Source organism: Streptomyces odontomachicola, assembly GCF_039605595.1.
Classification (GTDB): Bacteria; Actinomycetota; Actinomycetes; order Streptomycetales; family Streptomycetaceae; genus Streptomyces.
Map to the genome: position 1 here is coordinate 49,922 of NZ_JBCFOK010000001.1, position 12,657 is coordinate 62,578.

10 protein-coding genes are annotated in these 12,657 nt (G+C 74.4%); 9 read left to right on the forward strand and 1 reads right to left on the reverse strand.

From position 1 onward, the window contains the following. The first annotated feature begins 9 nt into the window (after positions 1 to 9). From ABEE00_RS00265 to ABEE00_RS00305, 9 genes are all read left to right on the forward strand, one after another. A complete protein-coding gene (locus tag ABEE00_RS00265; protein WP_345743086.1) occupies positions 10 to 1,062 on the forward strand; it encodes a LacI family DNA-binding transcriptional regulator in 1,053 nt (350 codons plus the stop codon). 137 nt (positions 1,063 to 1,199) lie between these two features. Next, positions 1,200 to 2,201: a S1C family serine protease gene (locus tag ABEE00_RS00270; protein WP_345743087.1), complete on the forward strand. Its 1,002-nt coding sequence runs from the start codon at positions 1,200 to 1,202 to the stop codon at positions 2,199 to 2,201. A 265-nt stretch (positions 2,202 to 2,466) separates the two neighbouring features. After that, complete coding sequence (locus tag ABEE00_RS00275) at positions 2,467 to 3,171, forward strand: response regulator transcription factor (RefSeq protein WP_345743514.1); 705 nt, start codon at positions 2,467 to 2,469, stop codon at positions 3,169 to 3,171. A 125-nt stretch (positions 3,172 to 3,296) separates the two neighbouring features. Continuing rightward, positions 3,297 to 4,739 carry a sensor histidine kinase gene (locus tag ABEE00_RS00280; RefSeq protein WP_345743515.1) on the forward strand — a complete coding sequence of 481 codons (1,443 nt, stop codon included), beginning with the start codon at positions 3,297 to 3,299 and terminating at the stop codon, positions 4,737 to 4,739. 78 nt (positions 4,740 to 4,817) lie between these two features. Continuing rightward, positions 4,818 to 5,459, forward strand: coding sequence for an NADPH-dependent FMN reductase (locus tag ABEE00_RS00285; RefSeq protein ID WP_345743088.1), 642 nt, complete (start codon positions 4,818 to 4,820; stop codon positions 5,457 to 5,459). 218 nt (positions 5,460 to 5,677) lie between these two features. Beyond that, complete coding sequence (gene mshD / locus ABEE00_RS00290; RefSeq protein WP_345743089.1) at positions 5,678 to 6,604, forward strand: mycothiol synthase; 927 nt, start codon at positions 5,678 to 5,680, stop codon at positions 6,602 to 6,604. 290 nt (positions 6,605 to 6,894) lie between these two features. Further along, positions 6,895 to 9,177 (forward strand): RNA degradosome polyphosphate kinase, encoded by a 2,283-nt coding sequence (locus tag ABEE00_RS00295; RefSeq protein ID WP_345743090.1) that lies wholly within the window; start codon positions 6,895 to 6,897, stop codon positions 9,175 to 9,177. Between the two features lie 239 nt (positions 9,178 to 9,416). Next, positions 9,417 to 10,877 (forward strand): CHAD domain-containing protein, encoded by a 1,461-nt coding sequence (locus ABEE00_RS00300; RefSeq protein ID WP_345743091.1) that lies wholly within the window; start codon positions 9,417 to 9,419, stop codon positions 10,875 to 10,877. Between the two features lie 85 nt (positions 10,878 to 10,962). Next, the gene (locus tag ABEE00_RS00305) at positions 10,963 to 11,454 is read left to right on the forward strand and encodes an NUDIX hydrolase (RefSeq protein ID WP_345743092.1); all 492 of its coding nucleotides are present in this window, start codon (positions 10,963 to 10,965) and stop codon (positions 11,452 to 11,454) included. 129 nt (positions 11,455 to 11,583) lie between these two features. Here ABEE00_RS00305 and ABEE00_RS00310 read toward each other — a convergent pair whose 3' ends face one another. After that, positions 11,584 to 12,402 (reverse strand): class I SAM-dependent methyltransferase, encoded by an 819-nt coding sequence (locus tag ABEE00_RS00310; RefSeq protein WP_345743093.1) that lies wholly within the window; start codon positions 12,400 to 12,402, stop codon positions 11,584 to 11,586. Between the last annotated feature and the right edge of the window lie 255 nt (positions 12,403 to 12,657).

The window sequence follows — 12,657 nt, forward strand, 5'->3', positions numbered from 1 at the left end:
ACTTCCGCCGTGGCCAAGGTGACGCGGGACGATGTGGCGCGGCTGGCGGGTACGTCCACCGCCGTCGTCAGCTATGTGATCAACAACGGACCGCGTCCGGTCGCGCCGGCGACCAAGGAGCGGGTGCTCGCGGCGATCCGTGAGCTCGGGTATCGCCCCGACAGGGTCGCGCAGGCCATGGCCTCGCGGCGTACGGACCTCATAGGTCTGATCGTCCCCGACGCGAGACAGCCGTACTTCGCCGAGGTCGCGCACGCCGTGGAGCAGGCGGCGGCCGAGCGCGGAAAGATGGTGCTGGTCGGCAACTCCGACTATCTCGACGAGCGCGAGGTCCACTATCTGCGGGCCTTCCTCGGCATGCGGGTCTCGGGGATGATCCTGATCAGTTCCGGGCTGAGCGAGCACGCCGCGACGGAGATCGACACCTGGGACGCGCGGGTCGTGCTGATGCACCGGCGCCCCGAGGCCATCGACGACGTGGCCGTGGTGCTGGACGACGTCGGCGGCGCGCAGCTCGCCACCCGGCACCTGCTGGAGCACGGCCACGACGCGGTGGCCTGCTTCGGCGGCACCGAGTCGACGCCCACCTCGGGCGACCCGGTCACCGACCACATGGAGGGCTGGAGCCGGGCCATGCGGGAGGCCGGGAAGCCGGTCGAGGGGCAGCTCTTCCACATGCCGTTCAACCGGTACGACACCTACCGGCACTCCCTCGACCTGCTGCGCCGTCCCGACCGGCCGACCGCCGTCTTCTGCTCCACCGACGACCAGGCCATCGGACTGCTGCGCGCCGCGCGGGAGTTGGACCTCGACGTGCCGGGCGACCTCGCCGTCGCGGGCTTCGACGACGTGAAGGAGGCGGCGCTCACCGACCCGCCGCTGACCACCGTCGGCTCGGACCGCGAGGCGATGGCGAAGGCCGCCGTCGAGCTGGTGCTGGACGATTCGCTGCGGGTGCCGGGCGCGCGGATGGGCGGCGCGGTCGCCGAAGGCCGGGGCCGGGTACGGCAGTTCCCCTCGGGACTCGTGGTGCGGCGCTCCTGCGGGTGCGGGGCGCGCTGACGCGCGGTTCGCCGATGCGCCGGTTCCGTACGTTGCCGGTCGCTGTCGTTCTCCGGCTGCTTTCGACGGTCTGCTTTTGCGGCTGTTCTTAGCGCTCCCTCAGGAAGCTCTCATAGTGGGCGGGCACGCTCAGGGACATGAGCGGATATCGTGCCCCCTTCCCCCAGCCCGAGCAGCCCCAGCCCCCCTACGGGGAGGGTCAGTCCGGGGTTCCGCCCATGCCCCCGTACGACCCGGAGCCGCGCCGGCGCCCCCGTAAGGGTGTCGCGCTGCTCGCCGCGGTGGCCGTGGGGGCCGCCGTGGTCGGGGGCGGTACCGCGTACGGCATGCAGCAGTGGCTCGGCGGTGGCGGCGCGAGCCAGAGCAGCGCGGTCGGCGGGGCCAACGCCTCCTCGGCCGCCGACGGCAGCGTGTCCGGGGTGGCGAAGAAGGTCGCCCCGAGCGTCGTGGAGGTCAAGGCGCAGACCGCGGGCGGCGAGTCCACCGGGTCCGGGGTGGTGATCTCCAAGGACGGCGAGATCCTCACCAACAACCACGTGATCGCCGGAGCGCGTTCCGTGCAGGTCTCCTTCAGCAACGGCAAGACCGCGACGGCGCAGGTCACCGGCACCAACCCGGACCACGACAGCGCGCTGCTCAAGGCGCGCGGCGTCAGCGGGCTCACCCCGGCCGCGCTCGGCGACTCCGACAGCGTCGGGGTCGGCGACCAGGTCGTGGCCATCGGCTCGCCCGAGGGCCTGTCCGGCACCGTGACCAGCGGCATCGTCTCGGCGCTCGACCGCAAGGTGACCGTGCAGAAGGACGACGGCGGCCAGGGCGGCCAAGGGGGCGGCGGCGACTGGCCGTTCGAGTTCGGCGGCGGCGAGTTCAACGGCGACGTGGGCGGCGACACCACCACGTACAAGGCCATCCAGACCGACGCCTCGATCAACCCGGGCAACTCCGGCGGCGCCCTGCTCAACATGAAGGGCGAGGTCATCGGCATCAACTCCGCGATGTACTCCGGCTCTTCGGGCTCCGGCGGCCCCGGCGCCTCCTCGGGGCAGTCGGGCAGCGTGGGCCTCGGCTTCGCGCTGCCGATCAACGACGTGAAGGACCTGCTGGACGGCCTCAGGTCGGGCGACGCGGGGAACGCCTGAGGTGCCCGTCGCGCGGCGACTCCTCGGCACGGCGGCGGCCGCCCTCGCCTCACGGGAGCGCGCGGCCGCCGATGCGAAGCTGGAGGGCATGTCCACCGAACCCGAGCCGCTCTCCACCGGCCCCCGGCAGGCCGGTTCGCAGCCGAACGGCCCCCAGCAGACCGGCCCCCAGGTGCAGCAGCAGCCCCAGCAAGCCCAGCCGCACCCCGTACAGGAGTCCACGCCGCAGGCGGCGTCGCCGCACTCCGAGGACGAGGCGCAGCGCGTGCTGATCGTCGACGACGAGCCGGCGGTGCGGGACGCGCTGCGGCGCAGCATGGCCTTCGAGGGGTACGCCACCGAGCTCGCCGCCGACGGCGTCGAGGCCCTGGAGAAGGCGGAGTCCTGGGAGCCCGACCTGATCGTGCTGGACGTGCTGATGCCGCGGATGGACGGGCTGACCGCGGCGCGCAGGCTGCGTTCGGCGGGCCACAGGGTGCCGATCCTGATGCTGACCGCGCGCGACACCGTGGGCGACCGGGTCACCGGGCTCGACGCGGGCGCGGACGACTACCTGGTCAAGCCGTTCGAGCTGGACGAACTGCTGGCCCGCATCAGGGCGCTGCTCCGCCGCAGCTCGTACGCGCGCGAGCTGGCGGCGCAGGAGGGCGCGCCCGTCGACGGCGGCACGCTCTCCTTCGGCGACCTGCGGATGGACCTGAGCAGCCGCGAGGTCACCCGCGGGGACCGCCAGGTGGAGCTGACCCGCACCGAGTACACGCTGCTGGAGATGTTCCTCTCGCACCCGCGCCAGGTGCTGACCAGGGAGCAGATCCTCAAGGCGGTGTGGGGCTTCGACTTCGAGCCGTCCTCCAACTCCCTGGACGTGTACGTGATGTACCTGCGCCGCAAGACCGAGGCGGGCGGCGAGCCGCGCCTCGTGCACACCGTCCGCGGCGTCGGCTACGTGCTCAAGGACGACTCGGCGTGAGCGATGCGGCGTACGGCGGTACGGGCGGTTCGAGCGGTACGGGGGCGGCGGACGGTACGGAGGGTGCTGGACCTGGCCAGGTCGGTCCCGGCGCCGGCGGTCCCGGCGCGGGCGGGACCGGAGGGCTGCGCGGGCGTCTTGCCGCGCTGCCGCTGCGCTCCCGGCTCGCGCTGCTGGCCGCGGTCACGGTCGCGCTGGCGGTGGCGGCGTGCGCGGTGGCCTGCTGGTTCCTCGTACGGGCCCAGCTCCTGGGGTCGCTGGACGACTCGCTGCGCAGCAACCGCGTCTCGCCCGACGTGGTCGCCGAACGGCTGCGCACCGGCGAGTGCTCGCCGGCCGACAAGCGCGTGCCCAACCCCTTCGACGCGACCGTGCAGGTCGTCGACCGGCGGGGCGTGAGCTGCGTGCTCGTCGGCAGCAAGCTGGAGGTCAGCAAGGGCGACACCACCGTGGCGCGCGGCGGCAGCGCCGAGGAGGTGCACACGGCGCGCTCCGTCGACGGCGCCGACTACCGCGTGGTGACCACCCCCGTGCAGGGCGCCGGGCTCGCGGTGTCGATCGCCCGGCCGCTCGCCGAGACCGACGACTCGCTGCGCAAGCTCGCGCTGATCCTGGCCCTGGTGGGCGGCACCGGCGTACTCGGTGCCGCGGGCGCCGGGGTCGCGCTCGCCCGCGCCGGACTGCGGCCCGTCGACCGGCTGACCGGCGCCGTCGAGCACATCGCGCGCACCGAGGACCTGGCCGTACGCATCCCGGTCGAGGGCGACGACGAGATCGCCCGGCTGTCCCGCTCCTTCAACTCCATGACGGCGGCGCTCGCCTCCTCCCGCGACCTCCAGCAGCAGCTCATCGCGGACGCGGGGCACGAGCTGCGCACGCCGCTGACCTCGCTGCGTACGAACATCGAGCTGCTCGCGCGGAGCGAGGAGACCGGGCGCTCGCTGCCGCCGGAGGACCGCAGGGCGCTGCTGGAGTCGGTCACGGCGCAGATGTCCGAGCTCAGCGCCCTGATCGGCGATCTCCAGGAGCTCTCGCGCCCCGATGCAGCGCCCGGCAGCGCGCAGGCGGCCACCGAGGTGGTGGGGCTGCACGAGGTTGCGGAGCACGCGGTGGAGCGGGTGCGGCTGCGCTCCTCCGGGGTGTCCCTGGTGCCGGAGCTGACGCCCTGGTACGTGCGGGCCGAGCCGGCCGCGCTGGAGCGGGCCGTGGTGAACCTGCTGGACAACGCGGTCAAGTTCAGCCCGCGGGACGGCGCGGTGACGGTCACGCTGGCGGACGGGGCGCTGCGGGTGCGGGACCACGGGCCGGGGATCCCCGACGGGGAACTCCCCTACGTGTTCGACCGCTTCTGGCGCTCGCCCTCGGCGCGGAGCCTGCCGGGCTCGGGCCTGGGCCTGTCCATCGTGGCCCGTACGGCGCACCAGCTCGGCGGCGAGGTGGAGCTGCGGGCCGCGGACGGCGGCGGAACGGTGGCGGCACTGCGGCTGCCGGGCGCCCCCGAGCCACCACCGGAGGAGCCCCCTAGGGGCGGGGCACCCCCTACGGGACAGGTTCCGGGCGACGCTTGACTTGAAGTTTCCTTCAAGTATGAGGCTGAGGGGCGTCAGGGGGCACGTGCCCCTCAGCGGCTCATCGGAGGAGAACCCATGTCAGACGCACCGTCATCGCGCACCGCTCCGTCTTCGCACTCCGCTTCGCTGCGCCTCGCCGTCATCGTCGGCAGCGTCAGGGAGGGCAGGTTCGGGCCCGTCGTCGCGGAGTGGTTCGCGGAGGAGGCGCGCGGGCACGCGGACTTCGACGTCGACGTGATCGACCTGGCGGAGGTGCGCGGACTGCCCGTGGCCTTCCCCGACTTCGCTGCGCCGATGCCGGACGAGATCGAGCGCGCACGCGGCGGCCTCGGCGAACGGCTGGGCGCGGCCGACGCGTTCGTGGTGGTCACGCCCGAGTACAACCACAGCTTCCCGGCCTCGCTGAAGAACGCCATCGACTGGTTCCACGCCGAGTGGCAGGCCAAGCCGGTCGGCTTCGTGAGCTACGGCGGCATGAGCGGCGGGCTGCGCGCGGTCGAGCAGCTTCGCCAGGTCTTCCCCGAGCTGCACGCGGTCACCGTCCGCGACGCGCTCAGCTTCCCCATGGCCTGGGAGCGCTTCGGGGAGGATGGGCTCCCGCACGACGCCGAGGGCACGGCGGCAGCGGCCAAGGGCATGCTGGGCCAACTCGCGTGGTGGGCCACGGCGTTGCGCCAGGCCCGCACGGAGAACCCCTACGGGGCGGCCGCCGCATAGCCCGCGCCCCTGAGCCACGCCCCTGAAGCACGTTCCCGGGCCACGCCCCTGAGGCAGCCCCCGAGACAGCCCCTGAGGGACCCCTCCCCGCAGCGGCTGCCTCCCGCCCCTCCCGGAACCCCTGTCGGGGCCCTTCCGGGGTGGGCCCGTACGGGTTAAGCGGAGGTTTCGCGGCGGAGGGCGCAGCGTCCTTTCGCGAGGTCGTAGGGTCGTGTCCCATGAGCGACGTGGTTGTTGTGGATGAGGCGTCGGCCGAGGTCGTACGGGAGGCCCAGGAGCTGATCGACGCGGCGGCCGCCCAGGACGGGCAGGCCGCCGTGTCCGAGCAGGGCAGGCTGGCGCTGCGCGGAGGCCGCCGTACCGGGGTGCGGCATCTGCTGCTGCGCAGGGACGGTGTGCTGGTCGGCTATGCGCAGCTGGAGGACACCGACCCGGTCGAGGCGCCGACCGGCGAGCTGGTGGTGCACCCCGAGCACCGGGGCAAGGGGTACGGGCGGCAGCTCGGCGAGGCGCTGCTGCACGCCTCCAACCGCCGGCTGCGCGTGTGGGCGCACGGCGGCCACCCCGCCGCCCGGCACCTGGCCCAGGTGCTCGGCCTCTCCCTCTTCCGCGAACTCCGCCAGCTGCGCCGCCCGTTGGCCGAGGGCGACCCGGACGCCGGCGGCCTTCCGCGGCTGCCCGAGCCCACGCTGCCCGCCGGGGTGCGGGTGCGCGCGTTCCGCCCCGGCGAGGACGACGCCGCGTGGCTGCGGCTGAACGCGCTGGCCTTCGCGCACCACCCCGAGCAGGGTTCGCTCACCCAGCGGGACCTGGAGGACCGCAAGTCCGAGCCGTGGTTCGACCCGGCCGGGTTCTTCCTGGCCGAGCGCGAGGAGGACGGTGCGCTCGTCGGCTTCCACTGGACCAAGGTGCACAGCGCCGAGCAGCTCGGCGAGGTCTATGTGCTGGGCGTCTCGCCGGACGCGCAGGGCGGCGGCCTGGGCAAGGCGCTCACCGCGATCGGGCTGCGCCACCTCGCCCGCGACCGCGGGCTGCCGACGGCGATGCTGTACGTGGACGCCGACAACGTGGCGGCGGTGCGGGTCTACGAGGGGCTCGGCTTCCGTACCCACGAGACGGACCTGATGTACCGCACCGAGGGCTGAGGGAGCGCCGCCGGAGCCGGGGGCCGACCCGTACGGGACCACCCCGTACGGGCCCCACCCCTACGGGACCATCCGGAGCCCCCCTACGGGGCCACCCCGAACGGCCCCGCGAACGCGCACGTCGTCCTGGGGCCCCTCAGGGGCCACCCTCGCGTAACCACCGATTCAAACTCGGTTGCGAGCATTGCGGAATGCAGCCAGCCGCTCACCGCCGGCCCCTTCCCGGGGATGCGCCCGGGGGAGTCCCCGAAGCCGCGCTCACCGTGCCCGGTGCGCGGAAGAATGGGGGCATGAGCCAGCCCGCACCCCAGCCTGACGCCCACGCGGCCGCCGCCTCCGCCGCCGCCCAGCCGTCCGTCGGGTCGCTCGCGGCCCACCGCCCGCAGGCCGTGCGGTCCGCCACCGGACGCACCGCCCCCGAGCTGGAACCCGCCGTCGAACCCGACCTCGACTCCGACGCCGGACTCTACGAGGAGGGCCAGGGCCCGCACGCCGAGGGCGGCGACCTGCCGCAGGGCCGCTTCCTGGACAGGGAGCGGAGCTGGCTCGCGTTCAACGAGCGGGTGCTGGAGCTCGCCGAGGACCCCGAGACCCCGCTCCTGGAGCGGGCCAACTTCCTCGCGATCTTCGCCAGCAACCTGGACGAGTTCTTCATGGTCCGCGTCGCGGGCCTCAAGCGCCGCATCGCCACCGGCGTCGCCACCCGCTCGGCCTCCGGGCTCCAGCCGCGCGAGGTCCTGGAGCTGATCTGGACCCGCTCCCGCGAGCTGATGGCCCGTCATGCCGCGTGCTACCAGCAGGACATCGCCCCGGCGCTGGCCGACGAGGGCCTGCACATCATCCGCTGGACCGAGCTGACGGAGAAGGAGCAGGAGCGGCTCTTCACCCTGTTCCGCCAGCAGATCTACCCGGTGCTCACGCCGCTCGCCGTGGACCCCGCGCACCCCTTCCCGTACATCTCGGGGCTCTCCCTCAACCTCGCCGTGGTCGTGCGCAATCCGGTGAGCGGGCACAACCACTTCGCGCGCGTGAAGGTTCCGCCGCTGCTCTCCCGCTTCCTGGAGGCCGGGCCGCGCCGCTTCGTACCCCTGGAAGACGTGATCGCGGCGCACCTGGAGGAGCTGTTCCCGGGGATGGAGGTGCTGGCGCACCACATGTTCCGGGTCACGCGGAACGAGGACCTGGAGGTCGAGGAGGACGACGCGGAGAACCTCCTCCAGGCCCTGGAGAAGGAGCTGCTGCGCCGCCGCTTCGGCCCGCCGGTGCGCCTGGAGGTCGAGGAGTCGATCGACCCGTACGTACTCGACCTGCTGGTACGGGAGTTGAAGGTCTCCGAGTCGGAGGTCTATCCGCTGCCCGGGCCGCTCGACCTCAGCGGGCTCTCCAAGATCGTGCAGGCGCTGGACCGCCCCGACCTGAAGTACCCGAAGTTCGTGGCCGGGACGCACCGCGACCTCGCCGAGGTCGAGTCGGCGCACGCGCCCGACATCTTCGCCGCGCTGCGCGAGCGCGACGTGCTGCTGCACCACCCGTACGACAGCTTCTCGACCTCCGTACAGGCCTTCCTGGAGCAGGCCGCCGCCGATCCCGACGTGCTGGCGATCAAGCAGACGCTGTACCGGACCTCGGGCGACTCGCCCATAGTGGACGCGCTCATCGACGCGGCCGAGTCCGGCAAGCAGGTGCTCGTCCTGGTCGAGCTGAAGGCCCGCTTCGACGAGCAGGCCAACATCAAGTGGGCCCGCAAGCTGGAGGAGTCGGGCTGCCACGTGGTCTACGGGCTCGTCGGGCTCAAGACCCACTGCAAGCTCTCGCTCGTGGTGCGCCAGGAGGGCGACACGCTGCGCCGCTACTCGCACGTGGGCACCGGCAACTACCACCCCAAGACCGCCAGGCTGTACGAGGACCTGGGGCTGCTCACCGCGGATCCGCAGGTCGGCGGCGACCTGTCCGACCTCTTCAACAGGCTCTCCGGATACAGCCGCAGGGAGACCTACCAGCGGCTGCTGGTCGCCCCCAAGTCCCTGCGCGACGGCCTGGTCTCGCGGATCCAGCGGGAGGCCGAGCATTGCAGGGAAGGGCGCCCCGCGTACGTACGCATCAAGGTCAACTCGATGGTCGACGAGGCCGTCGTCGACGCGCTCTACCGCGCCTCGCAGGAGGGCGTGCCGGTGGACGTGTGGGTGCGCGGCATCTGCGCGCTGCGCCCCGGCGTCGAGGGGCTGAGCGAGAACATCCGGGTGCGCAGCGTCCTCGGCCGGTTCCTGGAGCACTCCCGGATCTTCTCGTTCGCGAACGGCGGGGACCCGGAGGTCTGGATCGGCAGCGCGGACATGATGCACCGCAATCTGGACCGCAGGATCGAGGCCATCGTGCGGGTCGCCGACCCGGGCCACCGCGCCTCGCTCAACGACCTGCTGGAGACCGGCCTGTCGGACGCCACCGCCTCCTGGCACCTGGGGCCCGACGGCGACTGGACCCGGCACGCGCACGACCAGGAGGGCAGGCCGCTGCCGAACGTCCAGGAGACGCTGATCGACGCCCGGAGGCGCCTGCGTGGTCCTGCGGCATGACGAGCGGTACGAGCAGCAGCACGAGCGGTACGAGCAGCCGCACGGGCGACAGCACGAGCAGTGCGGGCAGCACGAGCAGCCGTACGAGCAGTGCGGGCAGCGCGAGGGAGTACGTGTCGTACGTGTCCGTGCGGGACGGCCGCGGCGCACCGGGCGGCGGCACGGACCGCAGGGGCCGCCGCGCGTTACCGGTCCGTCCGGTACCGGAGGAACCGGACGAACCGGGGGAAGGGACAGCGATGGCGCACAGCCATGACCCGTTCGCGGACGGGGCCGAACTGGTCACCGCCGCCCCGGCGGGACCGGCGGCGTCCGGGGCCGCGCGGCGGCGCGGCGGCGCGGCCCGGCACCCGGCGGCCCCGCCGGGCACCGCCGTTCCGCTGCCCGCCTCGCTGGAGACGGCGACGGCGGGCGAGGTGCTCGGCGGCTATCTGCACGACCGCGCCGCCGAGTTCCTGCGCAGCCTGCGGCTGCACGGGGAGAGCGCGGGCAGCCCCGAGTCGGCGGCCGAGGCGGCCGAGGCGGTACGCCAACTGCGCCGCGCGGCACGGCGGTTGAACGGGTCCCTGCACACCTACCGCTCGCTGCTGGACGGCGACTGGGCCGATCAACTGCGCGGGGAACTGGGCTGGCTGTCCGGCACGCTGTCGCGCGAGTACGCCTACGCGGCGCGGCTGGAGAGGCTGCAGTGCGCGCTGTACCGGATAGCGGGGGACGGCGGCCGCGACCAGGGCGGGGGCCGGCGCGAGGGCCGCGACCAGCGCGAGGGCCGTGAAGCGCGGCCGGCGGCGCGGGAGCCCGGTCCGGCCCGCGACCCCAGGACCGCGCGCGAGATCAGGGCCGGTGTCAGGGACACCCGGGAGGGCCGCGACCCCCGTGAGGGTCGTGAGGGCAGGGACGCCAGGAGCGGCGCCGACCCCGGAGAACCCCGTGAGGGAAGGGGCGCGCGCGAGGGGCGCAGGGCGGGCCGCGAGGGCGGAGCGCTGCCGGTCGGCGCCGCCCGGGCCGGGGCCCTGCTGGAGCGGCAGCTCACGCTGGCCCGTACCCGCGCGCACTCGGCCGCGCTCCAGGCGCTCGGCTCGTCCCGCTTCCACGCGGTCGTGGACCAGGTGGCGGTGCTGGCCTCCGAGGCACCGCTGAGCAGCGGCGCGGCGGAACAGCGCGCGGCGGCCGCGCTGGCGCCGCCCGCCGGCCAGGCGCGTACGCGGCTGGCCGAGGCGGTGGGCGCGCTCCCGCTGTCCCGCGCCGAGGCCCCGTACAACGCGGACGCGCTGACCCGTTCGCTCACCTCCGAGGTCCAGCAGGACGCCGCCTGGCTCCAGACGCGGCTGCTGCTGAGGCTGCACAGGTACGCGGAAGAAGTGCTGCTCAGCGCGGGTCACCGGGACCTGGGCACGGGCGGCGACGCGGCGGCGGGGGACGCGGGGGCGCGGGTCACGCCCGACATCGCGGCCGCCCCCGATCCGCGGCTCGCCGCCGCCAGCGCCGCGCTGGACCGGCTGCGGGACGCCGCCGAGGCAGCCGCCGCTGCCGCGGCCGCGGCCCGCACCCCGCGGATCGCGCCGGCCACCGCGTACGCGCTCGGCGTGCTGCACGCGGATCAGCGGCACGAGGTCGAGGCGGCACGTTTCGCCTTCGGGCGGCTCTGGCTGGATTCCGCGGATTCACCGGCGCACGGCGCGGGACACGGAACGGAATGACACGGCGCCCGGACCGCCCTCGCGGCGCCCGGGCGGAGAGCGGGCGGGCGCACGGCCCGGGCGGACCCGACGGGAGAGGCCCCTGATGACAGCCGAGGAACGGACGGCGACCGCGGCGCCGGGCGGCGTGGAGAGCGTCGTCGGGCAGGGCGCCGGCGGACAGAGCACGGTGCTGGCCGCCGGGTGCGTGCTGTGGCGCCGTTCGCCGTACGACGGCGGGGTCGAGGTCGCGCTCGTGCACCGCCCCAAGTACGACGACTGGTCGCATCCGAAGGGCAAGCTCAAGCGCCGCGAGCGGGAGGCGGGCAGCCCGCTGGCCGCGGCGCTGCGCGAGGTGTACGAGGAGACCGGCATGGAGTGCGTGCCGGGCGCGGCCCTGCCCACCGCGCGGTATCTGGTGGACGGGCGCCCCAAGCAGGTCAGTTACTGGGCCGCCGAGGCCACGGGCGGCGGCTTCGCGCCGAACGACGAGGTGGACCGGCTCATCTGGCTGCCGCCCGCCGCGGCCCGCGCCCGCCTCACCCACGAACGCGACCGGCCGCTGGTGGACGCGCTGCTGAGCACGCTGCGCGCGTAGAGGAGTAGGGGAGACGGTGCCCTCAGGGGAGCTCGGGCCCCTAGGGAGAGCCCCTGCACCTAGGGGAGCGCCTGCCCCTAAGGGAGCTCGGGCCATTAAGGGGCGCCCCTGCCCTTAGGGGCTCGTCCCCTAGACGACCCCCGGCCCCGTGCGCGGGGCCAGCGCCTCCCAGCGGACCGTGACCTCGCCCTGGCGCCACCGGTGCGGGGTGTCGGTGACCGGCCAGTCCGCGCTCAGGCCCCGCACCGCGCGGATCCACCGCTGCCGCGCGCTCAGCGCCCCGTACGGCGCCGCGGCGGCCCACGCGCGGTCGAAGTCCCGCAGGAAGGAGTGCACAGGCTCGCCCGGCACATTCCGGTGGATCAGCGCCTTCGGCAGCCGTTCGGCCAGGTCGGAGGGGCTGCCCAGCGAACCCAGGCGGGTGGCGAAGGTGACCGTGCGCGGACCCTCGGGCCCGAGCGCCACCCACACATGGCGCCGCCCGATCTCGTCGCAGGTGCCCTCGACCAGCAGCCCCTCGGGGGTCAGCCGCTCGCACAGCCGCGCCCACGCCGGACCGACCTCGTCCTCCGCGTACTGGCGCAGCACGTTGGCCGCGCGGATCAGCGCGGGCCTGCCGCCGCCGGGCAGCGGGAGCTCGAAGCCGCCGCGTACGAAGGCGAGCCCCTCGCACTCGTAGGACTTCGCTGCCGCCACCCGCGCCGGGTCGATCTCGACGCCGACCACCGTGATGCCGGGCCGCGCGGGCCGCAGCCTGGCCAGCAGCTCGACGGCGGTCCACGGCGCGGCCCCGTACCCGAGGTCCACCGCGGCCGGCGGGAGGTGCGGGCGGCGCAGCGCCGGGCCGTGCGCCGCCGCGATCCAACGGTCCATCCGCCGCAGCCTGTTGGGGTTGGTGGTCCCGCGGGTCACCACCCCTACGGGGCGGGCGGAGGAGCGGGAGGGCATGGGAGAAGCCTACGGCGTGACCCCTAGGGGGCCCGGGCCCGTAGGGGAAGCCCCCGACGGGGTACCCGGACACTCCGGGCCGCGCCCCGGACCGCTCAGGGCCGCTCAGGACCGAGGCCCCGCGGCCCCGCACGTCCCCTCCGGGAAAGGTTCGCGTCACGAATTGGCAAATTGGAAATGAGACGGCGCGCTCTGCCGTTGAACCCCGAAGGGTCGTCCGACCCCGCCCGCACCCGCACCAGCCCGCCCCGTCCG

Excerpts from the sequence above, each read along its gene's own strand:
- ABEE00_RS00270 (WP_345743087.1), top strand. The coding sequence starts at position 1,200 with ATGAGCGGATATCGTGCCCCCTTCCCCCAGCCCGAGCAGCCCCAGCCC.
- ABEE00_RS00285 (WP_345743088.1), top strand. The coding sequence starts at position 4,818 with ATGTCAGACGCACCGTCATCGCGCACCGCTCCGTCTTCGCACTCCGCT.
- mshD (WP_345743089.1), top strand. The coding sequence starts at position 5,678 with ATGAGCGACGTGGTTGTTGTGGATGAGGCGTCGGCCGAGGTCGTACGG.
- ABEE00_RS00295 (WP_345743090.1), top strand. The coding sequence starts at position 6,895 with ATGAGCCAGCCCGCACCCCAGCCTGACGCCCACGCGGCCGCCGCCTCC.
- ABEE00_RS00300 (WP_345743091.1), top strand. The coding sequence starts at position 9,417 with ATGGCGCACAGCCATGACCCGTTCGCGGACGGGGCCGAACTGGTCACC.
- ABEE00_RS00305 (WP_345743092.1), top strand. The coding sequence starts at position 10,963 with ATGACAGCCGAGGAACGGACGGCGACCGCGGCGCCGGGCGGCGTGGAG.
- ABEE00_RS00310 (WP_345743093.1), bottom strand. The coding sequence starts at position 12,402 with ATGCCCTCCCGCTCCTCCGCCCGCCCCGTAGGGGTGGTGACCCGCGGG.